Origin of the sequence: Micromonospora sp. WMMD998 (assembly GCF_029581235.1) — a bacterium.
Lineage (GTDB): Bacteria > Actinomycetota > Actinomycetes > Mycobacteriales > Micromonosporaceae > Micromonospora.
The window spans coordinates 335,512-361,392 of record NZ_CP120740.1 but is presented as its reverse complement, the minus strand read 5'-3'; the positions used below and the strand labels follow the sequence as shown (position 1 = coordinate 361,392).

Annotated in this window: 23 protein-coding genes; 12 read left to right on the top strand and 11 right to left on the bottom strand. The window is 74.3% G+C overall.

Annotated features, from left to right (window positions below; all coding sequences use genetic code 11):
* Nucleotides 1–61: 61 nt before the first annotated feature.
* The gene (gene eccD / locus O7619_RS01745) at nt 62–1,447 is read left to right on the top strand and encodes a type VII secretion integral membrane protein EccD (protein WP_282285254.1); all 1,386 of its coding nucleotides are present in this window, start codon (nt 62–64) and stop codon (nt 1,445–1,447) included.
* Between the two features lie 54 nt (nt 1,448–1,501).
* On the opposite strand, the gene O7619_RS01740 is transcribed toward eccD, so the two are convergent.
* A complete protein-coding gene (locus O7619_RS01740) occupies nt 1,502–2,008 on the bottom strand; it encodes an inorganic diphosphatase (RefSeq protein WP_091070192.1) in 507 nt (168 codons plus the stop codon).
* Between the two features lie 444 nt (nt 2,009–2,452).
* On the opposite strand from O7619_RS01740, the gene dacB reads away from it, so the two are divergent.
* The 3 genes from dacB (at nt 2,453) to tilS (ending at nt 6,047) form a co-directional block, all read left to right on the top strand.
* Complete coding sequence (dacB, locus tag O7619_RS01735) at nt 2,453–3,877, top strand: D-alanyl-D-alanine carboxypeptidase/D-alanyl-D-alanine-endopeptidase (RefSeq protein ID WP_282288636.1); 1,425 nt, start codon at nt 2,453–2,455, stop codon at nt 3,875–3,877.
* Nucleotides 3,878–3,943: 66 nt separating this feature from the next.
* On the top strand, nt 3,944–5,011 hold the full coding sequence (locus O7619_RS01730; protein WP_282285253.1) for a zinc-dependent metalloprotease: 1,068 nt from the start codon (nt 3,944–3,946) through the stop codon (nt 5,009–5,011).
* Nucleotides 5,012–5,102: 91 nt separating this feature from the next.
* Nucleotides 5,103–6,047 carry a tRNA lysidine(34) synthetase TilS gene (gene tilS, locus O7619_RS01725; RefSeq protein WP_282288634.1) on the top strand — a complete coding sequence of 315 codons (945 nt, stop codon included), beginning with the start codon at nt 5,103–5,105 and terminating at the stop codon, nt 6,045–6,047.
* Between the two features lie 42 nt (nt 6,048–6,089).
* On the opposite strand, the gene O7619_RS01720 is transcribed toward tilS, so the two are convergent.
* Nucleotides 6,090–7,076, bottom strand: coding sequence for a helix-turn-helix domain-containing protein (locus tag O7619_RS01720; RefSeq protein WP_282285252.1), 987 nt, complete (start codon nt 7,074–7,076; stop codon nt 6,090–6,092).
* Nucleotides 7,077–7,226: 150 nt separating this feature from the next.
* On the opposite strand from O7619_RS01720, the gene O7619_RS01715 reads away from it, so the two are divergent.
* The 4 genes from O7619_RS01715 to folE all read left to right on the top strand — a co-directional run bounded on the left by O7619_RS01715 (nt 7,227) and on the right by folE (nt 11,248).
* Nucleotides 7,227–7,364: a hypothetical protein gene (locus O7619_RS01715; protein ID WP_282285251.1), complete on the top strand. Its 138-nt coding sequence runs from the start codon at nt 7,227–7,229 to the stop codon at nt 7,362–7,364.
* 99 nt (nt 7,365–7,463) lie between these two features.
* Nucleotides 7,464–8,039: a hypoxanthine phosphoribosyltransferase gene (hpt, locus tag O7619_RS01710; RefSeq protein ID WP_282285250.1), complete on the top strand. Its 576-nt coding sequence runs from the start codon at nt 7,464–7,466 to the stop codon at nt 8,037–8,039.
* 486 nt (nt 8,040–8,525) lie between these two features.
* Nucleotides 8,526–10,520: an ATP-dependent zinc metalloprotease FtsH gene (ftsH, locus tag O7619_RS01705; RefSeq protein WP_282285249.1), complete on the top strand. Its 1,995-nt coding sequence runs from the start codon at nt 8,526–8,528 to the stop codon at nt 10,518–10,520.
* 122 nt (nt 10,521–10,642) lie between these two features.
* Nucleotides 10,643–11,248 (top strand): GTP cyclohydrolase I FolE, encoded by a 606-nt coding sequence (folE, locus tag O7619_RS01700; RefSeq protein WP_282288631.1) that lies wholly within the window; start codon nt 10,643–10,645, stop codon nt 11,246–11,248.
* A gap of 63 nt (nt 11,249–11,311) precedes the next feature.
* Here folE and O7619_RS01695 read toward each other — a convergent pair whose 3' ends face one another.
* Both O7619_RS01695 and O7619_RS01690 read right to left on the bottom strand, forming a co-directional pair.
* On the bottom strand, nt 11,312–12,013 hold the full coding sequence (locus tag O7619_RS01695; protein ID WP_282285247.1) for a hypothetical protein: 702 nt from the start codon (nt 12,011–12,013) through the stop codon (nt 11,312–11,314).
* The gene (locus O7619_RS01690) at nt 12,013–14,538 is read right to left on the bottom strand and encodes an FtsK/SpoIIIE domain-containing protein (protein WP_282285244.1); all 2,526 of its coding nucleotides are present in this window, start codon (nt 14,536–14,538) and stop codon (nt 12,013–12,015) included. The genes O7619_RS01695 and O7619_RS01690 overlap by 1 nt, the downstream gene beginning before the upstream one ends.
* A gap of 214 nt (nt 14,539–14,752) precedes the next feature.
* Here O7619_RS01690 and O7619_RS01685 point away from each other — a divergent pair, with 214 nt between their 5' ends.
* Nucleotides 14,753–15,310, top strand: coding sequence for a hypothetical protein (locus O7619_RS01685; protein WP_282288629.1), 558 nt, complete (start codon nt 14,753–14,755; stop codon nt 15,308–15,310).
* Between the two features lie 6 nt (nt 15,311–15,316).
* On the opposite strand, the gene O7619_RS01680 is transcribed toward O7619_RS01685, so the two are convergent.
* From O7619_RS01680 to O7619_RS01650, 7 genes are read right to left on the bottom strand one after another with little or no spacing between them, the layout of a single operon-like run.
* Nucleotides 15,317–15,916, bottom strand: a complete 600-nt coding sequence (locus O7619_RS01680) for a hypothetical protein (protein WP_282285243.1) — start codon at nt 15,914–15,916, stop codon at nt 15,317–15,319.
* Between the two features lie 10 nt (nt 15,917–15,926).
* The gene (locus O7619_RS01675) at nt 15,927–17,102 is read right to left on the bottom strand and encodes a M23 family metallopeptidase (RefSeq protein ID WP_282285242.1); all 1,176 of its coding nucleotides are present in this window, start codon (nt 17,100–17,102) and stop codon (nt 15,927–15,929) included.
* Entirely contained in the window at nt 17,099–17,659 is a 561-nt protein-coding gene (locus tag O7619_RS01670) for a hypothetical protein (RefSeq protein ID WP_282285241.1), read from the bottom strand. The genes O7619_RS01675 and O7619_RS01670 overlap by 4 nt, the downstream gene beginning before the upstream one ends.
* Nucleotides 17,656–19,596 (bottom strand): MFS transporter, encoded by a 1,941-nt coding sequence (locus O7619_RS01665; protein ID WP_282285240.1) that lies wholly within the window; start codon nt 19,594–19,596, stop codon nt 17,656–17,658. Before O7619_RS01665 ends, O7619_RS01670 begins: the two co-directional genes overlap by 4 nt.
* A gap of 1 nt (nt 19,597) precedes the next feature.
* On the bottom strand, nt 19,598–22,996 hold the full coding sequence (locus tag O7619_RS01660; protein ID WP_282285239.1) for an ATP-binding protein: 3,399 nt from the start codon (nt 22,994–22,996) through the stop codon (nt 19,598–19,600).
* Between the two features lie 49 nt (nt 22,997–23,045).
* Entirely contained in the window at nt 23,046–23,408 is a 363-nt protein-coding gene (locus O7619_RS01655; protein WP_282285237.1) for a hypothetical protein, read from the bottom strand.
* Nucleotides 23,409–23,422: 14 nt separating this feature from the next.
* Nucleotides 23,423–23,737 carry a hypothetical protein gene (locus O7619_RS01650; RefSeq protein WP_282285236.1) on the bottom strand — a complete coding sequence of 105 codons (315 nt, stop codon included), beginning with the start codon at nt 23,735–23,737 and terminating at the stop codon, nt 23,423–23,425.
* A 360-nt stretch (nt 23,738–24,097) separates the two neighbouring features.
* Between O7619_RS01650 and folP the strand changes: the two genes are divergently transcribed.
* From folP to folK, 3 genes are read left to right on the top strand one after another with little or no spacing between them, the layout of a single operon-like run.
* Nucleotides 24,098–24,976, top strand: a complete 879-nt coding sequence (gene folP / locus O7619_RS01645; protein WP_282285235.1) for a dihydropteroate synthase — start codon at nt 24,098–24,100, stop codon at nt 24,974–24,976.
* Nucleotides 24,973–25,332, top strand: a complete 360-nt coding sequence (gene folB, locus O7619_RS01640) for a dihydroneopterin aldolase (protein ID WP_282285234.1) — start codon at nt 24,973–24,975, stop codon at nt 25,330–25,332. The genes folP and folB overlap by 4 nt, the downstream gene beginning before the upstream one ends.
* Entirely contained in the window at nt 25,329–25,856 is a 528-nt protein-coding gene (gene folK, locus O7619_RS01635; RefSeq protein ID WP_282285233.1) for a 2-amino-4-hydroxy-6-hydroxymethyldihydropteridine diphosphokinase, read from the top strand. The genes folB and folK overlap by 4 nt, the downstream gene beginning before the upstream one ends.
* Nucleotides 25,857–25,881 lie beyond the last annotated feature (25 nt).

The window sequence follows — 25,881 nt, the reverse complement described above, 5'->3', positions numbered from 1 at the left end:
AGTAGGTAAAGTCCTCTCGTCCGTCAGCCCACCGATCCGGCTCGATGATGGAGATACGTCGATGACAAGCGGGCTCGCCCGGGTCACGATCAGCGCGCCCCGGCGGCGGGTCGACGTGGCCCTGCCGGAGCAGGTTCCCCTGGCCGAGCTGCTGCCCGAGGTGCTCCGGCACGCCGGGGAGGGGCTCGCCGACGACGGCGAACGGCACGGCGGGTGGGTGCTGCGGCGCACCGACGGCGCGGTGCTCGCCACCGCCCAGGCGCTGCTGCCGCAGGGTGTCCGCGACGGCGAGGTGCTGCACCTCGTGCCGGCCCGCGCCGAGTGGCCCGAGCTGGAGTACGACGACGTGGTCGAGGCGATCGTCGACGGGTCCCGCCGTCGCGGGGCCGCCTGGTCGGCCGGCGCGACCCGGGCCGCCACGCTTGCCGGCGCCGGTGTGCCGCTCGCCGTCGGGCTGGTCGCCGTGCTGTCGGCCGGTCCCGGCCAACCCGGCGGCTGGCCGGTCGCCGCCGCGGTCGCCCTGATCCTGGTGCTCGCCGCCACCGCCGCCTCCCGGGCGTACGGGGACGGCCCGGCCGGCACCGCCCTCGGCGGATACGCGCTGCCCTGGGCGGCGGCGGCCGGCGCGCTCGCGGTCGGCTCGGGCGATCCGGTCGGCCCGCTCCCCGGCCTGCGCTGGCTCGGCGCGCCCGAACTGCTCGTCGGCTCCGTCGCGCTGCTGCTGGTGGCGGTGCTCGCCCTGCTCGGCGTGGCCCACCGGTCCCGGGTTCCGGTGGCCGGCGTGACCGCCGGCGCGGGCGGCGCGGCGTCCGCCCTCGGCGCGCTGCCGCTCGACCCGGCCGGCACCGCGGCCGTGCTGCTCGGCGTCCTGGTCTTCGCGCTCGGCGGGCTGCCGCTGCTGGCCATCCGGGTCGGCAAGCTGCCGCTGCCGCCGCTCACCCTGCCCACCCCCGCCGGCACCCGGGACCTGCCCGACCGGGGGCGGGTGCACGCGGCCGTGGCCCGGGCCGAGGAGGCGCTGACCGGGATGCTGCTCGGGCACGCGGCGCTGGCCGTGGGCGCCGCCGTCGTGCTCGTGGCCACCGGTGGGACCGCCGGGCGGCTGCTCGTCGCCGTGGCCTGCGGCGTGCTGCTGCTGCGTTCCCGGCTCTTCGTGGCGGTGCGGCACCGGGTGCCGGCCGTCACCGCCGGGCTGGCCGGCTACGCCCTGCTCGGCGTGGTACTCGCGCAACGGGTCGGGCCGGGTGGGCGGCTCGCGCTCGCCGTCGGCGGGCTCGCCCTGGCCCTGGCGGCGGTCACCGCCGGCGTGACGTACGCCCGGCGGCCGGTCTCGCCGTACCTCGGACGGTTGGCCGACCTGACCGACACCGCGCTCGTGGTCGCGGTGGTCCCGGTGGCCTGCGCGGTGCTCGACCTCTACGACCGGGCCCGTGGCCTGCTCGCCTGAACACGACGGGGTCCGGGTCGCGAACGCGACCCGGGCCCCGGGGAAGTCTCGCCGTCAGTGCAGCGTCTCGCCGCGCTCCGCGGCCTCCTTGGCGCGCCGGTAGGAGTTGACGATCTCCGCCTCCGCCTCGACCCGGCCCACCCAGGTCGCGCCCTCGACCGACTTGCCCGGCTCCAGGTCCTTATAGACCTCGAAGAAGTGCTGGATCTCCAGCCGGTCGAACTCGCCCAGGTGGTGGATGTCCCGCAGGTGCTCCTGGCGCGGGTCCTCGTAGGGAACGCAGAGGACCTTGTCGTCGCCGCCCTTCTCGTCGGTCATCCGGAACATACCGATGGTGCGGCACCGGATCAGGCAACCCGGGAAGGTGGGCTCGGGCACCAGCACCAGCGCGTCCAGCGGGTCGCCGTCCTCGCCCAGGGTGCCCTCGATGAAGCCGTAGTCGGCGGGGTACTGGGTGGAGGTGAAGAGGGTGCGGTCCAGCCGGATCCGGCCGGTCGCGTGGTCCACCTCGTACTTGTTGCGGTGACCCTTGGGGATCTCAACCGTGACGTCGAAATCCATCTTCCACGCTCCCTCGTTGCCCACGCTGGCTGACGGAAACCACCGGCTCGCCGCCCGCACGGGAGGAACGCCCCCGCCGGCTCCGGCCGCCGCATAGTGTTCGGACCGAAGTAGTGTCACCCAAGGTGATTTCGAGTGGGGGAGGAGGGGTCCGTGGGGAGGGAAGATTCACACTACCGCCCCGAGGGGGTTGACGGGCGGCGGTCCGCCGGATCCGATTCCGCTCCCACCGGGGCCGCCGGGCGGGTGTCCGTTCCGGGCGCCAACCTGACCCGTCCGGCGACGCCGGCCACCGGTCCGGCCCGCTTCGGCCACCCGGGCGACCGGACAGCGCCGGGAAACTGGCCTGCCCCGGTCCCGGTGAGTCCACCGGTCCCGCCGGCGGGTGTCGCCCCGCCGCCGTCCGCCCCGCCGCCCGCCGTCCGGCCGCGCCGGCGGGCCCGACTGGTCGCCGTGCTCGCCGCCGTGCTGGTCCTGGCGCTCGCGGTGGGCGGGGTGGCCGTGCTCCGGCCCGGCCCGGTCGACGGCTGGCTGGGCGGCGGGACCACGCCGTCGGGTACGGCCGCCGCGCCGCCCGAGCCCGACCCGCCGGCGGTGCTGGCCGGCCCGGACGACAACGCTCCGCTGCCCACCGGGGCCGGCCTCCGGGCCGCCCTGGATCCGCTGGTACGCGCCGCCGCGCTCGGCGACCGGGTGCACGTGTCGGTGGCGGACGTGAGCACCGGTCAGGCGCTCTACGGCAGCGGGCCGGACACACCCACCGTGCCCGCCTCGGTGACCAAGCTGGCCACCGCCGTCGCGGTGCTCGCCGCGCGCGGCCCGGCGTACCGGATCCCCACCCGGGCGGTGGCCGGCGCGAACCCGGGCGAGGTGGTCCTGGTCGGCGGCGGCGACCCCACCCTCGCGGTGGACAAGAAGAACGCCTTCTATCCGGGCGCGGCCCGCCTGGACGACCTGGCCGCCCAGGTCCGTGCCGCGCTCGGCGGCACCGCCCCCACCAGGGTGATCGTCGACTCGTCGCGGTTCAGCGGGCCGGTCTTCGAGCCCGGCTGGGACGCCGACATCCCCACCGGCGGGTTCGGCGCGGCGATCACCGCGCTGATGACCGACGGCGCGCGGAAGGACCCGGCGCAGGCGCGGCGCACGGCCGAGGAGACCAACCACGCCGCCGAGCGGGTGCCCCAGCCGGACCTGACCGCCGGCCGGCAGTTCGCGAAGCTGCTCGGCCTCACCGGGAGCGCGGCCCAGGTGACCCGGGGGACCGCGCCGACCGCCGGCGGGTCGGGCACCGCGCCCGGCGCCGAGCTGGGCAAGGTCGAGTCGCTGCCGGTGATCCGGCTGGTCGACATCATGATCAGTGACAGCGACAACGTGATCGCCGAGGCGATGGCCCGCCAGGTCGCGCTGGCCCGGGGCAAGCCCGGCTCCTTCGCGGGCGGCGCGGCGGCCACCGACGAGGTGCTCGGCGAGCTGGGGCTGCCCGCCGACGAGATCAGCCTGGCCGACGGCAGCGGGCTGTCCCGCACCAACCGGATCAGCCCGTCGCTGCTCACCGACCTGATCACGCTCGCCGGCAACGGGAGTCACCCCGAGCTGGCCGCGATCTTCGGCGGCCTGCCGGTCGGCGGCTGGTCCGGCACGCTCGACGACCGCTACCGGGTGGCCGCCACCAAGGCCGGCGCCGGCGTGGTACGCGCCAAGACCGGCACGCTGACCGGGGTGAACGCCATCGCCGGCACGGTGACCACCGCCGACGGCCGGTTGCTCACGTTCGCCGTGCTCACCGACCGGACGCAGGGCTCGCTCGACGACACCCGGCAGGCGCTCGACCGGATCACCTCCGCGCTGGCCGGCTGCGGCTGCCGGTGACCGACCGCCGTCGATCGGCCGGCGCGAGCCGGGGTGGGGGTGTTCCGGCGCGGGTACGGTGGGTTCATGGCGCAGTTCGTGGACTGGGATCTGGCCGCCGCTACCGCGGGGGCGCTGAGCAAGTCGGGCCCCCGGGTGTCGTACGCCGAGGCCAACGACGTCGTCGGTGACCTGCGCCGGCTGACCGAGGAGGCCGCCGGACACGTCGCCGACTACACCGGCCTGCGGGCCCAGGTGGCCCACCCGCCGGTGCGGGTGGTCGACCGCCGGGACTGGGCGGCGGCGAACATCGCCGGGTTGCGCGAGGTCGTCACCCCGCTCGTCGAGCGGCTCTCCGGGGACAAGCGGCCGGGCGCGTTCACCGAGGCGATCGGCTCCCGGCTCACCGGCGTGCAGGCCGGCACCATCCTGGCCTACCTCTCCGGCCGGGTGCTCGGCCAGTACGAGGTCTTCGCCGGCGACCCCGGGCAACTGCTGCTGGTGGCCCCGAACATCGTCGAGGTCGAGCGGAAGCTCGGCGCCGACCCGCGTGACTTCCGGCTGTGGGTGTGCCTGCACGAGGTGACCCACCGCACCCAGTTCACCGCCGTGCCGTGGATGCGCGCCTACTTCCTCGGCGAGGTGCAGGCGTTCGTGGACGCCTCGCAGGGCGGCGAGCACCTGCTGGAGCGCCTGCGCCGCGGGGTGGCCACGCTCTCCGACGCGGTCCGGGAGCCGGACAGCCGGGCCAGCGTGCTGGACATCGTGCAGACACCGGCGCAGCGCGCCGTGCTGGACCGGCTGACCGCGCTGATGACGCTGCTGGAGGGGCACGCGGAGTTCGTGATGGACGGTGTCGGCCCCGAGGTCATTCCCAGCGTCGAGTCGATCCGGTCGGCGTTCAACCGCCGCCGGGAGTCCGGCAACCCGCTGGAGAAGGCGATCCGCCGGTTGCTCGGCATCGAGGTCAAGATGCGCCAGTACGCCGAGGGCCGCAAGTTCGTGCACGGCGTGGTCGACCGGGTCGGTATGACCGGTTTCAACAAGATCTTCTCCTCCCCGCTCACCCTGCCCCGGCTGGACGAGCTGGGCGACCCGGACGCCTGGGTGTCCCGGGTGCACGGGCCGGCCGGTGCCACCCCGACCGCCGGCTGAACCGGCCGCCCGGGCACCGGCCGCCTCGCCGGCCCGCGCACCGGCCGCGCCGGCGCCGGCGGTCGCCGCCGTCCGGCTCGCCGTCCGCCGGCTGCTGACCGACCTGCCCGGAGACGGACCGGTGCTGGTGGCCTGCTCCGGCGGGGCCGACTCGCTGGCGCTCGCCGCGGCCACCGCCTTCGTGGCGCCCCGGCTCGGCCGCCCGGCCGGCCTGGTGACCGTCGACCACGGCCTGCAACCCGGTTCGGCCGAGCGGGCCGACGCGGTCGCCGGCTGGGCCCGCACGGCCGGGCTCGACCCCGTCGACGTGATCCCGGTCCGGGTCACCGGCCGACCCGGCGGCCCCGAGGCGGCTGCCCGGCAGGCCCGCTACGAGGCGCTCGTCGCGGCGGCCCGGCGGCACGGGGCGGCCGGCGTGCTGCTCGGGCACACCCGCGACGACCAGGCGGAGACCGTGCTGCTGGCGTTGGCCCGGGGCGCCGGGCCGCGCGGGTTGGCCGGGATGCCGGAACGGCGCGAGCGGGACGGGGTGCCGCTGCTGCGCCCGCTGCTCGACGTCGCCCGGTCCGACACCCGGGCGGCCTGTGCCGCGCTCGGCCTGGCGGCGTGGGCCGACCCGCACAACACCGATCCCGCGTACGCCCGCGCCCGGGTCCGGGCCGGGGCGCTGCCGGCGCTCGTGGACGCGCTCGGGCCGGCGGTGGTGGCGAACCTGGCCCGGACCGCCCGCCTGCTCGCGGCCGACACCGCCGCGCTCGACGCGCTCGCCGACGCCGCGCTCGCCGACGTCCGGGCCGCCGGTGGCGGGCTCTCGGTCGACGGGCTGGCCGCGCTGCCGGCGGCGGTCCGCACCCGGGTGCTGCACGCCTGGGCGCGGGAGTTGGGCGCCGCGCCGGCCGCCCTGTCCCACCGGCACGTGGCCGCGCTCGACGCCCTGGTCACCGACTGGCGGGGCCAGGGGCCGGCGCACCTGCCCGGCGGCCTGCCGGTGCGCCGCCACACGGGCCGCCTGGTGCAAGGCGGGGGCCCCGCTTAACGCCTCCGGTATAGGCGGGGGCCCCGCTTAACAGCGGGCCGATCAGGCGTCGGCGCGTTCGCGGAAGGTGGTCCGGTAGGCGTGCGGCGTGGTGCCGACCCGCCGGGTGAAGTGGTGCCGCAGCGCCGCCGCGTCGCCGAAGCCGGCCCGGTCGGCGACGCTCTCCACGCTGAGCCGGGTGTCCTCCAGCAGCCGCCGGGCCAGCAGCACCCGCTGGTTGGTCAGCCAGTCGTGCGGCGTGGTGCCGGTCTCGGCGCGGAACCGGCGGGCGAAGGTGCGTGGGGCCATGCCGGCCCGGGCGGCCAGCTCGTCCACGGTCACGCCGTGGTGCAGGTGCCCCATCAGCCACTCCAGCACCGGTTCGAGGGTGGGCGCCTCCGGCGCCTTCGGGATCGGCGCCTCGACGTACTGGGACTGGCCGCCGTCGCGGTGCGGCGGGACCACCATCCGCCGGGCCAGCCGGGTGGCCACCGCGGAGCCGTGCTCCTGGCGCACCAGGTGCAGGCAGGCATCGATCCCGGCGGCGGTGCCGGCGCTCGTGAGCAGCCGGCCGTCCTGCACGTAGAGCGAGTTGCACCGGACCCGGGCCCGGGGGTTGCGGCGCTGGAGCTCGTCGCCGTAGAGCCAGTGGGTGGTGCACTCCCGGCCGTCGAGCAGGCCCGCCGCGCCGAGCACGAACGCGCCCGAGCAGACGCTCATCACGTACGCCCCGCGATCGGCCGCCCGCCGCAGCGCCGCGAGCACGTCGGACGGGATCGCGGCGAGGTCCTCGTCGCCGGGCACCGTGACGCCGCTGAAGTGCGCGGGCACCGCGACGAGGTCGGCCTCCTCGAGCGGCGCCAGGTCGGCGTGCGGCTGAAGGTGGAAGCCGGAGGAGGTGCGCACCGCCCGGCCGCCGGGCGTGCAGACCTGGAACCGGTAGAGCGGGAAGCCGTCGTCGGTGCGGTCGGTGCCGAAAACCTCGGCGAACACGCCCAGCTCGAACGTGGCGACCCGGTCCATCGCGAGGACGGCGACTGAACGGAGCATGTGACGAGGGTAACCCGGCCGGTGGCAGGAAATCGATGGTGGCGGGCATTCCTGCCACTGTCCGCAGCGGACGGCGGGCCGCAGACTTGGGGGTGTCCGGTGCGCACCGGCGGCGAAAACACTCTCCACCAAGCGAAAGCGAGCGCCGCCGTGACCGTTCTGCTGCTTCTTCTGTTTCTGTTTCTTCTCCTCGGCGCCAGCGCCCTCGGGCTCACCGCCGACACGCGCGACTCGGCCGACTGGAAGCCGACCGACGACGGCCGACGCTGGCGCTCCCGCGCCTGCTGAGGTGATTTGTTCCATTAGTGCCATAGATCCTCGGCGGGACCGGGCCGAAAGGTGCGGCCCCGCCGACGGAGGCCATCCGGCGTACGGCAGGCTAGGAGCATGGCTGACGGCTCCTGGTACGACGCCGACATCGACCACGTGATCATCTCCGAGGCGCAGATCCGCGAGAAGACGGCGGAGCTGGCCAAGCAGGTCTCGGCGGACTACTCCCACGTCGAGGACGGTCTCCTGCTCGTCTGCGTGCTCAAGGGCGCGGTCATGTTCATGGCCGACTTCGCCCGGGCGCTGGGCCGCCAGGGCCCGCCCGCGGAGCTGGAGTTCATGGCCGTCTCGTCGTACGGCCAGGGCACCACCTCGTCCGGGGTGGTCCGCATCCTCAAGGACCTGGACCGGGACATCGCCGGGCGGCACGTGGTGGTGGTCGAGGACATCGTCGACTCCGGCCTGACCCTCTCCTGGCTGCTGCGCTACCTGGAGTCGCGCTCCGCCGCCAGCGTCGAGGTGGTCGCCCTGTTCCGCAAGCCGGACGCGGTCAAGGTGCCGGTGCCGGTGAAGTACGTCGGCTTCGACATCCCGACCGAGTTCGTCGTCGGCTACGGCCTCGACTTCGGCGAGCGCTACCGCGAGCTGCCGTACGTCGGGGTGCTCAAGCCCGAGGTGTACGCGCGAGCCTGAGCGCCGCCGGGCCGCTCATCAGCGGACATTCAGCCGGCTCTCAGCCTTTCGGTCTACGGTAGGGCCGGTGACGTGGAGGCACCCTCCACGCCCGACCCCTCGGGCCGCGTGACCGTGCGGCAGGTGCGGATCGGGCGGGGAGCTCCCGGCCACGCCGGCTCAACCCCCGGTTCGCCGTACGCGTAATGGTGCCGGGCTCGCAAGCTCGCTCCTCGCGCGCACTGGGCTCGAAATGTGCGCGACTGCGGGGCTCGCAAGCTCACTCCTCGCGCGCACTGGGCTCGAAATGTGCGCGACTGCGGGGCTCGCAAGCTCGCTCCTCGCGCGCACGGTGTACCGTCGAATGACCGTGGTGCGGCAGTTCGCGTGCCCCGGGGGTCGGGCCGGCCCGCACGGCGGCCCCGGCCGCCGCCGAGGCGGCGACACCATTCAGACGGTCAGGACGTCGATCAGGAGGATGCGGGCGCCTCGGTGCCCGACGACAGCATGGAACGTACGCGTTTCTTCCGCCGACCGGTGGTCTGGATCATCCTGGTCATCCTCGGCGCCGTTGTGCTCAGTCAACTGTTCACCGCTGGTCCCAGCTACCACCGGGTGGACACATCCGTGGCGCTCAACCAGCTCAACTCCGGTGGCATCGACAAGGTCGTCTTCCAGGACAAGGAGCAGACGCTCCAGCTCGACCTGAAGGACAAGGCCAAGTTCGGCGACACCACCACCGACAAGATCGAGGCGCAGTTCCCGTACGAGGTCGGCGGCCAGGTCTGGAACCAGGTCCGCGAGGCCGAGGCGGCGGACCGGATCACCGGTGCGGTCGACACCAAGGTGTCGTCGGACAGCATCTGGGTCAGCCTGCTCGTCAATCTCCTCCCCATCGCGCTGCTGGTGCTCCTGCTGCTGTTCTTCATGTCGCAGATGCAGGGTGGCGGCTCGCGGGTGCTCAACTTCGGCAAGTCCAAGGCGAAGATGATCACCAAGGACACGCCGAAGACCACGTTCGCGGACGTGGCCGGCGCGGAGGAGGCCGTCGAGGAACTGCACGAGATCAAGGACTTCCTGCAGAACCCGGCGAAATACCAGGCCCTGGGTGCCAAGATCCCGAAGGGCGTGCTGCTCTTCGGCCCGCCCGGCACCGGTAAGACGCTGCTGGCCCGCGCCGTCGCCGGCGAGGCGGGCGTGCCCTTCTACTCCATCTCCGGCTCCGACTTCGTCGAGATGTTCGTCGGTGTCGGCGCCAGCCGGGTCCGTGACCTGTTCGAGCAGGCCAAGTCGAACGCGCCGGCGATCGTCTTCGTCGACGAGATCGACGCCGTCGGCCGGCACCGCGGCGCCGGCATGGGCGGCGGTCACGACGAGCGGGAGCAGACCCTCAACCAGCTCCTGGTCGAGATGGACGGCTTCGACACCAAGGGCGGCGTCATCCTGATCGCCGCCACCAACCGGCCGGACATCCTCGACCCGGCGCTGCTGCGCCCGGGCCGGTTCGACCGGCAGATCCCGGTCGACGCCCCCGACATGGAGGGCCGCAAGGCCATCCTCCGGGTGCACGCCAAGGGCAAGCCGTTCACGCCCGACGTCGACCTCGACGCGGTCGCCCGGCGTACCCCGGGCTTCAGCGGCGCCGACCTGGCCAACGTGATCAACGAGTCCGCGCTGCTCACCGCGCGGAAGGAGCAGCGGGCGATCAGCAACGACTCGCTCGAGGAGTCGATCGACCGGGTGATCGCCGGGCCGCAGCGCCGGACCCGGGTGATGAGCGACCAGGAAAAGAAGATCACCGCGTACCACGAGGGTGGGCACGCGCTGGTGGCCTGGGCGCTGCCGCACGCCGCGCCGGTGCACAAGGTGACCATCCTGTCCCGGGGCCGGTCGCTTGGGCACACGCTCGTCCTCCCGACCGAGGACAAGTACACCCAGACCCGGGCCGAGATGATCGACACCCTGGCGTACGCGCTGGGCGGCCGGGCGGCCGAGGAACTGGTCTTCCACGAGCCGACCACCGGCGCCGGCAACGACATCGAGAAGGCCACCCAACTGGCCCGCGCGATGATCACGCAGTACGGCATGAGCTCCAAGCTCGGTGCGATCAAGTACGGCACCAGCGGTGACGAGCCGTTCCTCGGCCGCAACATGGGCCACGAGCGGGACTACTCCGACTCGGTGGCCGCCGAGATCGACGGCGAGATGCGCGCGCTGATCGAGCTGGCCCACGACGAGGCCTGGGAGATCCTGGTGGAATACCGGGACGTCCTGGACAACATGGTCCTGGAGCTGATGGAGAAGGAAACCCTCTCCACCGCCGACATGGCCCGGATCTGCGCCCGGGTGGTCAAGCGCCCGCCGATGGCCCCCTACCACGGCTTCGGCAAGCGCCAGCCCTCCACCGAGCCGCCGGTGCTCACGCCGGCCGAGAAGGCGCGGGCCACGGCCGACGGCATCTCGGTCGGCGGTGCCAGCAACAACTCGGACGGTACGCACTGAGCACCGACCCGACGGCCGGCTCCCCTGACCGGGAGCCGGCCGTTTCCGCTACCGAGCGGGAGCCGGCCGTTTCCGCTACCGAGCCCGACGAGGACGACGCGCTCGACCACGTCGCCGCGCGCCTGATCAGCGGCCGGCTGACCGGCGGTCCGGTGGAGGACAGCGTCGACCTCAACCGGATCGAGAAGGCGGTCCGGGAGATCCTCGTCGCGGTCGGCGAGGACCCGGACCGCGACGGCCTCCGGGAGACGCCGGCCCGGGTCGCCCGCGCCTACGCCGAACTCTTCGCCGGCCTGCGGGTCGACCCGGCGCAGGTGCTCCGCACCACCTTCGAGGCCAACCACGAGGAACTCGTGCTCGTCCGGGACATCGACGTGATGAGCCTCTGCGAGCACCACCTGCTGCCGTTCCGCGGCAGCGCGCACATCGGCTACATCCCCGGGCCGGACGGCCGGATCACCGGCCTGTCCAAACTGGCCCGACTGGTCGAGGTGTACGCCCGCCGCCCGCAGGTGCAGGAACGGCTCACCTCCCAGATCGCCGACCTGCTGATGTCCAGCCTCAAGCCACGCGGCGTCATCGTGGTGCTCGAATGCGAGCACATGTGCATGGCCATGCGGGGCATCCAGAAATCCGGCGCCAAGACCATCACCTCGGCGGTCCGCGGCGGCCTCCAGCACGACGCCAAGTCGCGGGCCGAGGCGATGGCGCTGATCATGCACCGCTGACCCGGCTTCCCGACGGCCGCGTACTCCCCACCGGGAGGCGCGGCCGTCGCCGTCCCGCAACGGTCAGCCGGGCAGCATGGCCAGCAGCAGGCCGGCGGCGGCCAGCACCGCCGGGACCAGGCACACCAGGGCGCCGAACCGGGGCGTCCGATCCACCCGGTCCGTCGGGCGAGGGCGGAAGACCCGCCCCACCGCGAGCCAGCCCACCATGAACGCGACCGCCGGCAGCGGCAGCCCCACCAGCAGCGCCACCACGACCACCGGCCCGGGACCGGCGACCGCGTAGAGCGCGAGCTGGAGCAGCGGGACCACGACCGCCACCGGCCCGTACACCAGCAGATTGCGCGGACGGGCCGGCCACCGGGCCAGCCGGGGCAGGCCACGCGCGGCCAAGGCGTCATCCGCCGCGTCCGCCCAGCCACCGGCCGAGCGCAGCGCCGCCAGCACCGCCGACGGTCCGCCCGCCATCGACCGGGCCGCCTCGGTCACCTCCGGCGGCGTCGGAACCAGCGAGATCGGCGCTACGCCCAGCCCCCGCAGCCGGGACTGCTGCGACGCCAGCCGCTCGCGTACCGTGGTCAGCTCCTCGCGGGCCCCCGCCACCGACCGGGCCTGCTCCCCGGCGGCGGTCGCCGCGGCCCGGCGTACCCCGTCGAGCTGCCGCGCTGCCGCCACGTACTCCGCCCACGCCGACTCGGCGGGGTCCACCGTCACGGTCGGATCACCCACCCGCGGCCCGGGCACCGCCGTCCCCGTCTCGCTCATCAGGCACCGCCCTCCGGGCCGAAGGGCACGAAGACCGTGCCCTGCTCCGCCGGACCGTCCCAGAGCACCGCTCGGCCGGGACGGGGCTGCCACCACACCGGCCGGTCGAAGAGCCGCTCCAGCCGGCCACCCGGCACGTCCGTGACCACCACGGCGGTGAGTTTGTCCACCGCACCCGCCGGACCGAGCAGCCCGGCCAACGGGCCCGGCGTGCGCCACCAGCCGAGCAGGTGCCGACCGGCCGGCGGCCCCTCCAACAGCAGCGACCGCAGCGACTCCGGCGGCAACTCGGCGGCGTCCGGCACATCCAGGCCGAACACCACCAGATAACCCGGCTCGTCCGACTCGATGGCCACCCGCAGCCCCGCCGCGTCGACCGTCTCCACCCGATGCCGCCCCGCCAGCTCGGCGGCGAGCACACCGGCCGGCTCGGCCGACCCGTTCGCCAACGCCGCCACCACGAACCGCCCGGCGTCCGGGTGCGCCGCCGCCGCGCTACGGACCGCGGTGACAAGCAGCCGCTCGGCCTCCTCGTCCCGGCCCAGCACGGCCAGGTTGCGCCCGGCGGCCGGCCCCAACGGCACCGCCACCGTGCTGCGCCGGACGTCCACCGCCCGACCCAGCAACGCCGCCGGCGCGTGGACCCGACCGGCAAGGGCCGCCCGGTGCCGCGGATCGTTCGCGAGCAGCGGGCGGGCGTAGCCGGCGAACACCACCGGCGGGACGGCGTCCGCCGGGCGGGCCGACCACAGCCGCCGCCGCAGGTCGGTCAGGACCTCCGGATCGCCGTACGGATCCGGGAACCGGATCATCCGTTCGTGGCCCCGGGTCGCGCCCCGCGGGCCGCCCAACCCGCCGGCCGTGTTCACCACCGCGCTGCCCACCGGCAGGCCGGCCGCCGAATCGTTGGCCGGCTCCAGCACCGCCGAACCGCCGGGCAGCGCCACCCGCACCGGAAACTGCCCGAGCAGCGGATCCCGCGGGCCGCCGATGCCCAGGTCACCCTCGCCGGCCAGGACCAGATGGATCCCGAACGAGCGGGCGGCGCGGGCCAGCGCACTCAGCCGGGCCAGCAGATCGGTGGCGAGCCGGTCCCGGTCCCGCAGCGCAAGCGGGAAGTTGTCGACCACGCAGACGATCCGGGGCAGCGGGCAGTGCTCGCGCAACTCGGCGAAGCGTTGCCCGCCGGCCCGCCGGGACGCCTCCTCCCGGCGGCGTAACTCCGCCTCCAACTCACCGAACAGGTCGGCGACGTACTCCCGGTCGGCGGCCATCCCGGCGGCGCGCACCTGCGGCACCCAGGACCGGTCCCGCTCGGTCTGGAGGAACTCCACGAAGGACTCGCCGTCGCCCAGGTCGGCCAGGTGGAGCGCCAGCTCGTCCGGGCCGTACCGGGCGGCCAGGCCGAACAACACATCGGTGAGGAACGCCGACCGGCCGGCCTGCGACCTGCCACTCACCAGCCAGTGCGGGGTCAGCTCGGTGAAGCCGAGACTCACCGGCCGCCCGGCCGCGTCGCCGACCGTGGTGCTCAGCCCGTCGACCGAGTCGACCGTCCACAGCCCGTCCGCCGGCAGCAGATCGGCCAGGGTCAGCCGGGAACCGTCCTCGATCTGGCGGGCCAGTCGCCGGCACACCTCGGCGACCAGCTCCGGCGGCGGATCGTCATCCAGGAACACGGGTGAGTTCAACCCGCCCGGCGAACCGGCGCCCGGGCTGCTGAACCCGACCTGCGGTGGATCACCGACAAGCGCGTACGCGGTGCGCACCGTGAGCGGGGTGGCCCGGGGCAGCGGACTGCCGGCCGGCCAGCCGGCGGCCACCAGGTGCAGCCCGGCCCGCGGCCCCCGCTCCGCCAGGTCGGCGAGCCGGTCCAGGTCCGCCGGGGTCACGCCGTCCGGCAACCCGGCGACCACCAGCAGCAGCGTACGGTCGTGGCCGCGTTGCCGGGCGTTCCCGGCGCCCACCCACTGCTCCGCCTCGGCCAGCACCGCCCGCAGCCCGGCCAGGTCGGTGGCGGACGGCGGCAGCAGGCCGGCGTCGGCGAGCGCCGCGAACCCGCCGAACGTGTCGCCCGGCCCGCCGTCAACCACCCGGGCCAGCAGTCCACCCGCCGGCGTCGCCGCGAACAGGCGCAGCAGCAGCGCCCGCAGCAGCCCGGCCACCCGCGGATCCGTCGCGTCCGCGTCGACGGTCAGGTGGCCGCTGCCCAGCAGGGGCACCAGCGCGGGAAAGCGGACGTCGTCCAGCGGGGCGGCGACGCCGACCCGGACACAGGGGGGTGGCCCGTCGCCGGGCGGCGTCGTCGGGGCCAGCGCCTCCAGCGGCACGCCGGCCCACCCGGGCGCCACCCGCTCGGCCGCCGCCCGCAGGCGCTCGGCCAGCTCGTACTGGCGGTGGTGGTCGGCGGGCGCGGGTCGGATCTCGTCGAGGATGCCCGCCGCCGCGGTCGCCGCGGCCTCGGCCCGCCGATGCAACGCGGCGGCCCGACCGGCACGCGCCTTCGGAGTCGCCACCGCGTCCACCTCTCTCCCCGAGGCCGACATCTTCCCCCCGAGCTGTGACGGTAACCCAGCCGGGAGCCCGCCACCGGGATGTCGGTCGGCGCGGTGGGCCGCGCGCCGGTGACCGGCCTCACCCGATCGCCGGGCGGACTCCGCCCGGCGGTTCGCCACGATCCGCCAGTTCTGAGGCATTGGGTACGCGGCGTGCAGCCGATAGCCTCAGGAGGTGGAATCAGTGCAGCCCCCCGCCGGTTCCCAGGTATCCCGCGTACCGGCGCAGCGGACCCCGCCGGAGCAGTTGGCGCCCCCCGCGCCCGCTCCGGGGCCGGTGCGGCCGAAGCGCCCGTTGCGCACGGCGCTCACCATCATCGCCGGGGTGTTGGCGTTGCTCTGCACGGGCGGAGCGCTCGTCGGTTTCGTGCTCTACGACCGGGCGACCGCCCCGGACCGCAGCGCCCCCGACGTGGTGGTAGACAACTATCTCCGGGCTCTACTGGTGGACCGCAACGACACCAGGACGCAGGAGTTCACCTGTGGTGGACGGTCGGAGCTGGACGGCGTGCGGGCACTCCGGGACGACCTCGTCGCCCGGGAACAGCGGTTCGGCACGCGGATCTCGGTGAGCTGGGGTCCGCTGGCCGTGCAAGAGTCGGGCGACCTCGCGGTGGTGGAGGTCGATCTCATCATCTCGGCCTCCGTCGGCGGTGTTTCCCAGACCGACCGGCAGGGCTGGCGGTTCGAGGCGAGGCGCGAGGACGGCTGGGGCGTGTGTGCGGCCCGGCCCGCCGCCTGAGCCCGGCTACTCCAGCCAGAGCAGGTGAACGGGCACCTCCAGGGTGGTGGGTGCCTGGCCGCGCCAGGCCCAGCGGTACCACTCCAGCTCGGGCGCGACCCGCAGGCAGATGTCGCCGTCCGCGCCGGAGTAGGTCTCGGTGACCGCGCGCAGGTCGCGTCGCTCCACGCCGCCGTCCACGTGCACCACCCGCCGCCCGGTCACGGCGTCGGCCTCGAAGACCGGAGTGGGCGGCCGGCGGGCCGGCGCGTCGAGCGAGACCAGCCGGATGCCCGATCCGGTCGACGCCGGTGCCGGTCGCCGTTCGCCGAGTGTCTCCACCCAGACCCGTTCCACCGGCACCAGCGGTGCGAACACCTCCACCTGCTCGGACTCGGCCCGGTACCACTCGTGCTCCGGGATGACCGGCACATAGGTGCGGCTGCCCTGCACCACCCGCTCGTCGGCCCGCAGGTCGCCACGCCAGCCGAGGCCGGGGAGGCCGACAAGCACACGGCGACCGCGCAGCTCGGCGCCGCCGGTGGCGGGCACGACGTCGACCGGGCGGGGCGGCAGCGGGGCCCAGTCCGGGCGGTCCGCGAAGGGGTCCGGCAGCGGGTTGCTCACGGGCGGGACCTCACTTGCTCTCGCCCAGGGGCGCGCCCCGTTCGCGCATGAACGGCACCGGGTTCTCAGCGCCGCCGCTGGACCGGTCGCTGTCGTGGTGCACCTCGAAGTGCAGGTGCGGTCCGGAGGAGTTGCCGCTGGTGCCGGAGAGCCCGATCACCTCGCCCGCCGCGACCTCCTGGCCGGGGCGTACCCGGGGGCGTTCGATCATGTGGCAGTAGCGGGTGATGAACCCCTCGGCGTGCAGGATGTCGACGAACCACCCGCAGCCGCCCTTGTTCGGCCAGCCGTCCCGGTCGCAGTCCCGCCGGCCGGAGTGGTCGGGATCGCAGCGGGCGACCAGCACCCGGCCCGCCGAGGCGGCGTGGATCTCGGTCCGCTTGCCCGCGGCCAGGTCCACGCCGTCGTGGCTCGGGCGGGCCTCGGTCCGGAAGCCGGAGACCACGCCGCCGGGCAGCGGCGCGGTCCAGCCGGAGGCGGCGATCCGGGCCCCGGCGGCGGCGTCGCAGACGGCCCTACCGGCGATCTCCACGGTCCGGGCCGCCCCGCCGGCGAGCGCGTCGACGATCCGCCCGGCCAGCGCCTCGTGCTTGGCGTAGGCGTCGGGGAACGCGCTGACCTGGACCCGCTGCGCCACCGCGGTCAGTGGCCGCTGCTCCCAATTCGGCACCTTCGCCATCTTCTGGTAGAACTTGCGGGCCGCGTACGAGGGCGTCATCCGCTCCTCGACGCTGCCCCAGCCGGGCCGCTGCTGGAACAGGCCCAGCGAGTCGTGATCGGCGCCGACCCCCTCGTGCGGCAGGGCCAGTGACGCCGAGACCTTGCTGTTGGCGAGGTTGCGCAGCGCCGACTCCTGCATCGCGGTGGCCAGCGCGATCACCCAGCCGCGGGCGGGCAGCTTCATGTCCTGACCGACCTTGATGATCACGGCGGCGTTGCGCAGTTGACTGTCGCCGTACTCGGCGAAGCGTGGCATGTCGCCGGTCAGGTTCACCTGGTAGTCGGGATCGCAGGACAGGCTGGCGAGCTTCGGGTCCTCCCGGTCGCCGCCCAGTTCGGTGAGGAAGAACGCGCCGGCTCCGCCGACGCAGCACAGCAGGGTGAGGACGGCGGTGACGGCGGTGGCCACCACGCCGACCCGCAGCTTGCGCCGGACCGCCGCGGCGGCGGCCGGCCCGGCGCTCACGGACGCTCCCAATCGACCGCGTCCACCAGCCACGGACCGTCCGCCGCGACCAGGTCGAGCCGGAGCGTGCCGTGGTCGAGCGGGATCGACGCCTCGACGAAGGACTCGGTGCGTGGTCGCAGTGTCGGCGGGCCGGTGGTTCGCCGGGCGGGCACGGTCTCCGGGTCGGCGCCGGACAGCTTCTCCTCGAGCGCGGGGGAGGAGAACGGACGCAGCCGGGCCTGCCAGGCGTCCCCGGTGCTGCCCGGGCCGGTCAGCCACGCGGTGGCGAACCGTGCCGCGACCTGTTCGGGCGTGGCCTCGCCCGGGCGTGTCCTCGGCGCGACCGCGACCGGCGGGCTGGACAGCACCCCGTCCTCACCGGCCTCCGGGTCCGCCGTGCTGATCGGCTGGGTGGGGCGGATCGCCACCCCGCCGCCCGGCTCGGCCGGCCCGGAGACCAGCCGGGCCGCGCCGATCACCCCGAAGACCAGGACGGCGATCACCACCGCCAGGCCGAGCCGGGACCGGAGGACCCGGGTGAAGAGGAATTCCACCGCCCGCCGCACCGGTCTCACCTGGCCTCGGTGCGGATCCGCGGCGCCGGTCGGGCCGGCGCGCCGCCGCGGTCCGCCGAGTCCGGCCGGTAGACGGCGTAGGAGGGCGCCTCCTCGGGCACGTCCGGCTCGGTCCAGGTCGACGGCGCGCGGCGCGGCCGGGGGGCGGTGGTGGGACGCCCGCCCGGACGCTCGGTCGGGGGCGCCTCGTCCGGCCGTTCCCGCCCGTCCGGCCGTTCCCGTTCCACGGTGGTGACGGTGTGCGCCGGATCCTCGTGCCGGGCCTCTGGCCGGAGGCTCCGCTGGTCGGCCACGACCCCGCGACGCCGGCCGAGCGCCGGCTCGTTGGTGCCACCGGGCTCGGCCACGTCCAACCGGGCGGCGATCCGCATGTCCCGGAAGAACCGGCGGTGCCACGAACCGGCCGAGCTGACCGCCTCGCTGCTGTCCTTGCCGCCGAGCTGGGTGATCCGCCGGTAGGGCCGCAGCAGCAGCCAGCCCACCACCCCGCAGAGCCAGACCAGGACCACCTGGAGCCAGCCGGGCAGCGTGGCCGTGTTCATGATCAGATCGACCGCGAAGAGGTAGATGGCCGCCCCGGTGCCGAAGATGGCGATGTTGAACACGGCGGCCACCACGGCGTTCGCCAGCCGGCGTAGCCCGGCGCTGGCCGGGCGCATCAGACCGACCGTGCCGAGGATCGGCGCGGCGATCACCGCCCACCGGAAGATCAGGAAGCCGAGCAGCACCAGCAGCGACGCGGTCAGGTCGAACATGGCGAAGAGCAGCGAGGCGAGGACCGCGATGAAGCCGGCGCCGATCCGGTCCATGTCCTTGGTGCCCTGGAGGTATTCGTACGCCTCCGGGTCCTCCGACTTGATCTGCTCGGCGACCCGGGCCCACTGCTGCTGTTTGGCCTTGATGGTGGCCTCGCGAGTCGCCGGGTTCTGACGGAGTTTTTCCGACTCCTCCCACGTCAACGACTTGGCGTCGTAGAGCGCCTGCCCGTACTTCCTGGCGGTTTCGCTGTCCGCCGAGCCGACGATGCCGCGCAGCCAGTTGCGGTAGAGCATGGTCTCGGTGGCGGTGTCGCTGGCCCGTACGGCGGGCGGGCGCTTGTCCACGCAGGCGCTCGGGTTCGGCAGGACGCACTTGTCCGGTGGGATGTCCTTGGTGGAGGGACCGACCGCGTCGTGGACCACGCCGAGTGTGGTGATCAGCGTGTCGTCGGCGATGTTCGCGGACTTCACCGGCCAGGCGGCAAGCGCGGTCACCGCCACCATCACCAGGATCGCCCAGCCGGCCGTGGTCATCGCGTTGCTCATGTCCGACTGGCGGGACCGCCAGAGCAGGTAGAGACCCACCACGCAGATGGTGATGATGCCGAAGACGCTGAACACCTTCTGGTAGACGGCCTTGGTGGCCTGTTCCACGAGCGGGTCGGCCCAGCGCCACATGGTCCGCGGGTCCCACGCGCGCTCCCGCAACGCGTTCGACGCGCCGATGACCGCGTTGGCGAACATGAACTCGCCGTTCGCCACCATGGTGGTGAAGCGGTAGTCCGGGTGGAGCACGGACGAGGCGCAGCCGCCGTCCACGTCGTACGTGGTGTAGCTGTAACCGGCGTATCCGTAGTCGCTGTAGAGGCCCTTCGGGCCGGGCTGCTTGGCCGAGTCGGGCCGGGACGCGAACCAGCCGGCCAGGCCGGAGTCCGGTGCGGCCGGCACCGGCGCGTTACGGCACTCGACCTGGTCCTCGCTCACCGCCTTGAGCTTCCCGACGCAGGCGCGGAAGTCGGTCTGCCACTCCTTGGTGCTGCACAGCTCGGCCCGCGCCTGGGTGGTCGGACCGGCGGCGTACGCGGGTGTGGCCCCGACCAGGGGCCAGGAGATCGTGGCCCCGGCGAGTACGCCGAGAGCGATGAGGAGCGCCGTGATCCGTGCCCGGGCCCTCGCCATGTCACGCCTCCAGGTCAGCCAGCACGGTCGGGAGTTGCCCGGCGGCCTGGGCGACCGCGGCGGGGGTGGTGTCCAGGTGGCTCAACAGCCCGTCGACGTACGACACGTCGACGCGGACCTTCTGCACGCGCCCGTCGACGTCGCGCATGACGAACTCGCGGAAGCCGAGCCGGTTGGCCGATCCGCTGTCGGCCTGGGACAGCGAGGCGAGGGTGGCCTCGTAGCCGTCGTCGACGGGCACCCGCAGCAGTCGCAGCGCCTCGGAGGCGATCTCGCTGTCCTCGGCGATGCGGCCGACGAAGACGGTGGAGACGAGGTTCTGCACGTCGAGGCTGAGGATGTCCTTCGGGTTCTGCGAGGCGACGAGCGCGGCCAGGTTCCACTTCCGGGAGTCGCGGGCGAGCCGGACCAGGAACGACCGCCCGGAGCGCCAGCCCTCCATGAAGTGCGCCTCGTCCAGGCCGACCAGTTTCCGGGACGACATCGAGCCGCCGTAGCAGCGGCGGACCGCGAGCCGGTGCGCGGTGTGCAGCATCGGCAGGGCCAGGGCCTCCTCGGCCGACCAGTATTCTCGCTCGATCTTGAGGTCGGGCAGCCGGAGCCCGGCCATGGTGATCACGGTGAGCGCGGCGTCGGCGCCGAGCAGCCCTTCCGGCGGCCGGCCGAAGAAGAGCATGGCAAGCGGCATCTCGGCGGTGTCGAGCAGCAGGTTCGCCAGCTCGCGGCCGGCGTCGTCGTCGAGCCCCTGGAGGCAGGCGACCACGTCGTCCAGGGTGGACGTCTCCTCGGCCGGCACCTGGCGTACGGCGTGCCGGAACAGCGTGGCGGTCGACGCCTCCCGGGCCACCTGCGGCGGCACCAGCATCATGCAGATGTCCTGCACGAGCATCCGGCGTTCGGCCCGGGCGTTGGAGACGGCGATCTCGAACTCCCGGTCGCCGGCCGCCCCGGTGGGGAACTCGCTGCGCAGCGGCGTGGGGATCAGCGCGTACGGCGCCAGGGTGCCCTGCTCGGACCCGGTCAGGTTGAGCACCCGCGAGTAGGGGGCCAGCTCGGGCATGGCGCAGAGCCGGGCCAGCGGGCCGGACGGGTCGAGCAGCGTCACCTGTGCGCCGCGCCGGGCGGCCAGGTAGCCGAGCGCGCCGAGCAGGGTGGACTTGCCGCCGCCCGGCTCGGCGACGAAGACGGCGAGGCCGGAGCGCTCGCGTACCTCCATCGGGAAGTGCAGGTCGAGGAAGACCGGCCGGCGGCAGGTGCCGGCGGTGCGGCCGATCAGGTCGCCGCGCCGGTCGCCGACGGTGGACGCGGCCTGCGGCAGCGCGGCGGCGAGCAGGTTGACGGGCATCCGCCGGACGTATCCGGTGTTGGCGATCGGCTCGCCGGGGATGAACTCGCGGGCCAGCCAGTCCTGGTTCTTCGGGTGTTGGAGCGAGATCCGTAGTTCGCGCGAGTAGAGCTGGATGAGCCGGCGGGCCCGTTCCAGGCACTCCTCGCGGGTGCGGCCACCGACGGCGATCCGGTGCCAGCCGTGCGCGCGGGCCGAGTCGACCGGCAGCCCGGTGGTCATCTCGTCGCCGATCACCAGCGCCCGCTTGGCCAGCCGTTCCAGCTCGGGCGGCGCGTCGATGCCGTGCTCGGCGTAGTCGAGCTGCTGGGAGCGGATCATCCGGAGCCGGTGTTCGAGGTTCCGGAAGGAGTCGTTGGGGCCGAGGATGTCGACCCGGGTGGACAGCTCCATCGGCCATGGCAGGCGCTCGTGGAAGTGCAGCCAGGGCTCGTGCCGCTCGGGAATCTCCAGCGGCTCCATCCGGCCCACCGCGAGCACGGCCACGTGCCGTTCCTCGCCGGTCATCCGGTTGACCAGCTTGACCGTGGAGCCGTAGGGGGTGCGGTAGCGCTCGACCTGCTCGGTGAGGGCCAGCAGGTCGCCGCGTTCCCACCGGCCGTTGGTGATCGGGGAGAGGACGCCGGGCGGCGCCATGCAGAGCGCCACCGAGCGGTAGAGCAGCCACTCCAACTCGGGCGCGCTCACCCGGCGACCCCGCATGCCGAACGCACCGAGCACCTCGTCGAACTGCTCGACGGTACGGCCGAGCCGGCGTCGCTCGCCGTCGGCGGTGCCCCGGCCGAACGTGCGCAGCAGGCGTTCGGTGAGCGAGTCACCGAGCGACCGGCGGGCGAAGGTGACGCCGAGGTAGGTCTGCCCCTCGGCGTGGTTGACCGACATCAGGTGCCGCTGGGCGGCGACCAGGTGGTCGGCCCAGCCGGTGGTGCCGGGCACGTCGGGCAGCGGCGCGGCGGTGTGCGCGTCGATCGTGCGGGCCCACTCGTCGGCCGGGAAGGGACGGGTGGTGCGACGCAGGTGCAGCCGGAAGCCGGCCAGGCCGGCGTACTGCTCGGAGATTGCCGAGAGCAGCGCCTCGCGTTCGGCGTCCGGGCGGAACGCCCAGCGCACCTCGGGCAGCCAGTACCAGGCGGTGACCGTGTTGGGAGTGAAGGTGAGGTGCCCGGCGATCTCGGTGATGGCGAGCTCGACCGAGGGATCCCGGTCGCCGAACTTGATCTTCGGGGCGCGGACCCGGACCGGCTTGGCCGGCTTGTTCCGGCGGTCGGCGGAGCGCTGCCGGGGCGGCGCCACCTCCCGGTGCGCCGGCCGGCCGAGATCACGGGACGGCGCGGCCGGCACCGGACGGGCGTCCAGCGGGTCAGGTTCCGGCTCCCGCCGATCGGCGCGGTGAGCGGGGCCGCGCACGTCGGCGGACGCCACCGGCGCGACGACGGGCTCGGGGGTCGGCTCCGGCTCGGTGGTGGGCCGGAGGACGGGAAGTCGGTCACCCGCCTGCGTCGGCACCCGGTTGCGGGTCGCCGGTGGCGGGTCGAGCGCGGGCGGCTCGACGGGCGCGGCGAGCGCCGGCTCCGGGCGCGGTCGCCCCACCGCGCGTACGCCGGGGGCGTGTTCCCGGGCCGGCGGGTCGGGCTGGTGCGGTGCCGGTTCGACCGGGACGGCGGGCTGGTGCGGGATGGGCAGCGCGTCGCGGCCGACACCGCGGCGGGGCGGCGCCACCACGGGCTCGATCGCCGGCGCCGGTGGGGGCGGTCCGGCGGCCGGCGCGGCGGGGCGGCGGACCCGGGGCTGCGCGCCGCCGAACAGGTCGAGGAAGGGCGAGTCGATGTCGCCGTCGGGGCCCACCGGCTCGCGTGGCTCGGCGCCGCGGGGGGTGAGTGGACGCGGTGGTTGGAAGACGCCGACCCGGCCGTGCCCGGGGCTGGTGACGAGCGCCGGGTCGAGGACCACCTCGTCCAGCTCCTCGTCGGGCGGGTAGTCGAACGATCGCGCACGGTTACCGGAGGGGCCGGCCGGGCGCCCGGCCGGGGAGCCCGGCGTGGAAGAGCGACTCATGCGACCGCCTCACCCGCGTCGTTCGTCTGCGCCATCGGCGTACGCCCTGTCATGCCAGTTCCTCCCGGATCCTGATCCGGCTCGCGACGAGGCGCGGATCCCGCAGCTCGGCGGCCGGCTCCCGGGTGCGTCGCCAGTCGGTCAGCGCGGTCCGGATGACCATGCGCGCCGGCCGGTCCGGGTCCACGTACCGGAAGATGAACGAGGTCGTCACGATCGCGAGCGAGATCTCCCAGGCGGGGAAGAGATCCACCTGGAGCGTGAACAACCAGTGGATGAACACGTAGAGGGGTACGAGCAGCATGAACAGGCCGTACTGGGCGTACGGCAGGTGGACCGGAAGGGTGTAGCCGGGCGGCCCCAGGTAGACCAGGCGGGCCCGGTAGATGTCGTCGTCGGTGCGCAGCCGCATCGTCGCCCAACGCCCTACTCGAAGATCAGGTTGATCAGGTAGTCGCCGACGAAGAAGAGTGTGGCCGCGCCGGCGATGAAGGCCAACCCGATGATGGCGATGGCCGAGCTGGTGAGCACCTTGGAGATCTCGCCCCGGCTGGCCCGGCCGATGAAGATCACTCCGAGGACCGCGAGCAGGATCGGTGCGACCTTGCTGGCGAAGAAGGAGACGACGTTGTCGGTGTCGATGCCCTTCGGGGCCGGCTCGGCGAGTGGAGTCGACGCCAGGGTGTGGAGCGCGTGGTCGACGGCGGCCGACGCCGTTGCCATGAGCTCGATGGCGATCACTGGAAACCTCCCCAAGGGTCGCGGCCGGCGGTGCCGCGATGGTGCAGTCAAGGCAAACCTGGCGGGATGGTGCTCATCCGGAACAGCGCCGATGACGCTGGGTCCGTCACCCACCACGTACGGTGGTGAGCTTTGGGAGGATTTTTCCCGCTTCGGCCCTCCCTCCAGGCTTCGCCGTCTCGATGCCGGGCAATTCCAAAGCGTACGGGCCGGCCACCTTTGCGACAAGCCGCGAAGAGTGGACCCCGATCGACCCGGACGACCGATCGTACACTTGTTCTAACGTGCACGTCAGGAGCGCCGGATCCGCGGCGCGCCCGGCGGCCGGAACCCCTGCCGGCGAGCGGTACTGTCGGGTCCGTGACCGATCTGGTACGAGCGGACGCCCCGGTGGTGATGGGCGTTCTCAACGTCACCCCCGACTCCTTCTCGGACGGCGGCAGATACGCCGGTCTGGACGCCGCCGTCGCACACGGGGTGCGACTGCGCGCGGCCGGCGCGGACCTGGTCGACGTCGGCGGCGAGTCCACCCGGCCCGGCGCCGACCGGGTCGACGCGGAGACCGAGACCGCCCGTGTGCTCCCGGTGGTCCGGGAGCTGAGCGCCGCCGGCATCCCGGTGAGCGTCGACACCACCCGGGCCCGGGTCGCCGAGGTCGCGCTGGCCGCCGGCGCGGACGTGGTGAACGACGTCTCCGGCGGGCTCGCCGACCCGGACATGGCCCGGGTGGTCCGGGACGCCGGCTGCCCCTGGGTGCTGATGCACTGGCGGGGCCACTCCCGCGACATGCGCGACCTGGCCACCTACACCGACGTGGTGGTCGACGTCCGGGCCGAGCTGGGCCGGCGGGTCGACGCGGCGCTCGCCGCCGGCGTCGCCGCCGACCGGATCATCGTCGACCCGGGGCTCGGCTTCGCCAAGACCGCCGCGCACAACTGGGCGCTCAGCGCCCGCCTGTCCGAGCTGGTCGACCTCGGCTTCCCGCTGCTGTTCGGGTCCAGCCGCAAGTCCTACCTGGGCCGGCTGCTCGCCGACCCGGCGGGCGTGCCCCGCCCCACCGACGGGCGGGACGCCGCGACCATCGCGACAAGCGTGCTGGCCGTGGCCGCCGGCGCCTGGGGGGTACGCGTGCACGACGTCCGCGGCACCGCCGACGCGCTCGCCGTCTGGCGGGCCACCGGCAGCCCACGGCTGGCGAGCGCGACGCGGGCCGGCGCCGGCAGCGGAGCGGCCCGGTGACCGGCCGGATCGAGCTGACCGGCCTGCGCGCGCACGGCCGGCACGGCGTCTACGACTTCGAGCGCGCCCAGGGGCAGGAGTTCGTGGTCGACGCCGTGCTCGAACTCGACCTGGGTCCGGCCGCCCGCTCCGACGAGGTGACCGACACGGTGCACTACGGCGAACTGGCGGAGCGCCTGGCCGCGGTGATCACCGGCGAGCCGGTGAACCTGATCGAGACACTCGCCGACCGGCTGCTCACGATCTGCCTGGCCGACCCGCGGGTCGGCGCCGCCACGGTGACCGTGCACAAACCGGAGGCCCCCATCCCGCACGCCTTCCGGGACGTGGCGGTCACCATGCGGCGTACCCGGTGACCCGGGCCGTGCTGTCGATCGGCAGCAACCTCGGCGACCGCCTCGGCCACCTGCGCGCCGCGGTGGCCGCGCTCGGTGACGACGTGCTGCTGGTCTCCGGCGTCTACGAGACTCCACCGTGGGGGGACGCGGAGCAGCCCGCGTACCTGAACGCGGCGGTGATGGTCGCGGACCCGGCGGCGACGCCGGGCGACTGGCTGGCGCGGGCCCGGGCCGCCGAGGCGGCGGCCGGGCGGACCCGCGACCCGGCCCGGCGGTACGGGCCGCGCACGCTCGACGTGGACGTGATCGCGGTCTGGGACTCGACCGGTCGGCCGGTGGTCGTCGACGACCCCGAGCTGACCCTGCCGCACCCCCGGGCGCACCTGCGCGCCTTCGTGCTGCGGCCGTGGATCGACATCGAGCCGCACGGCCGGCTGCCCGGGCACGGCTGGCTGACCGACCTGCTCAACGCCGAGCCACTGGCGGCCGACGCCCTGGAACTGAGCCCACGACCCGATCTGACGCTAGAGTCGGACGCATGAGTACGGCCCGGAACCCACAGGACCC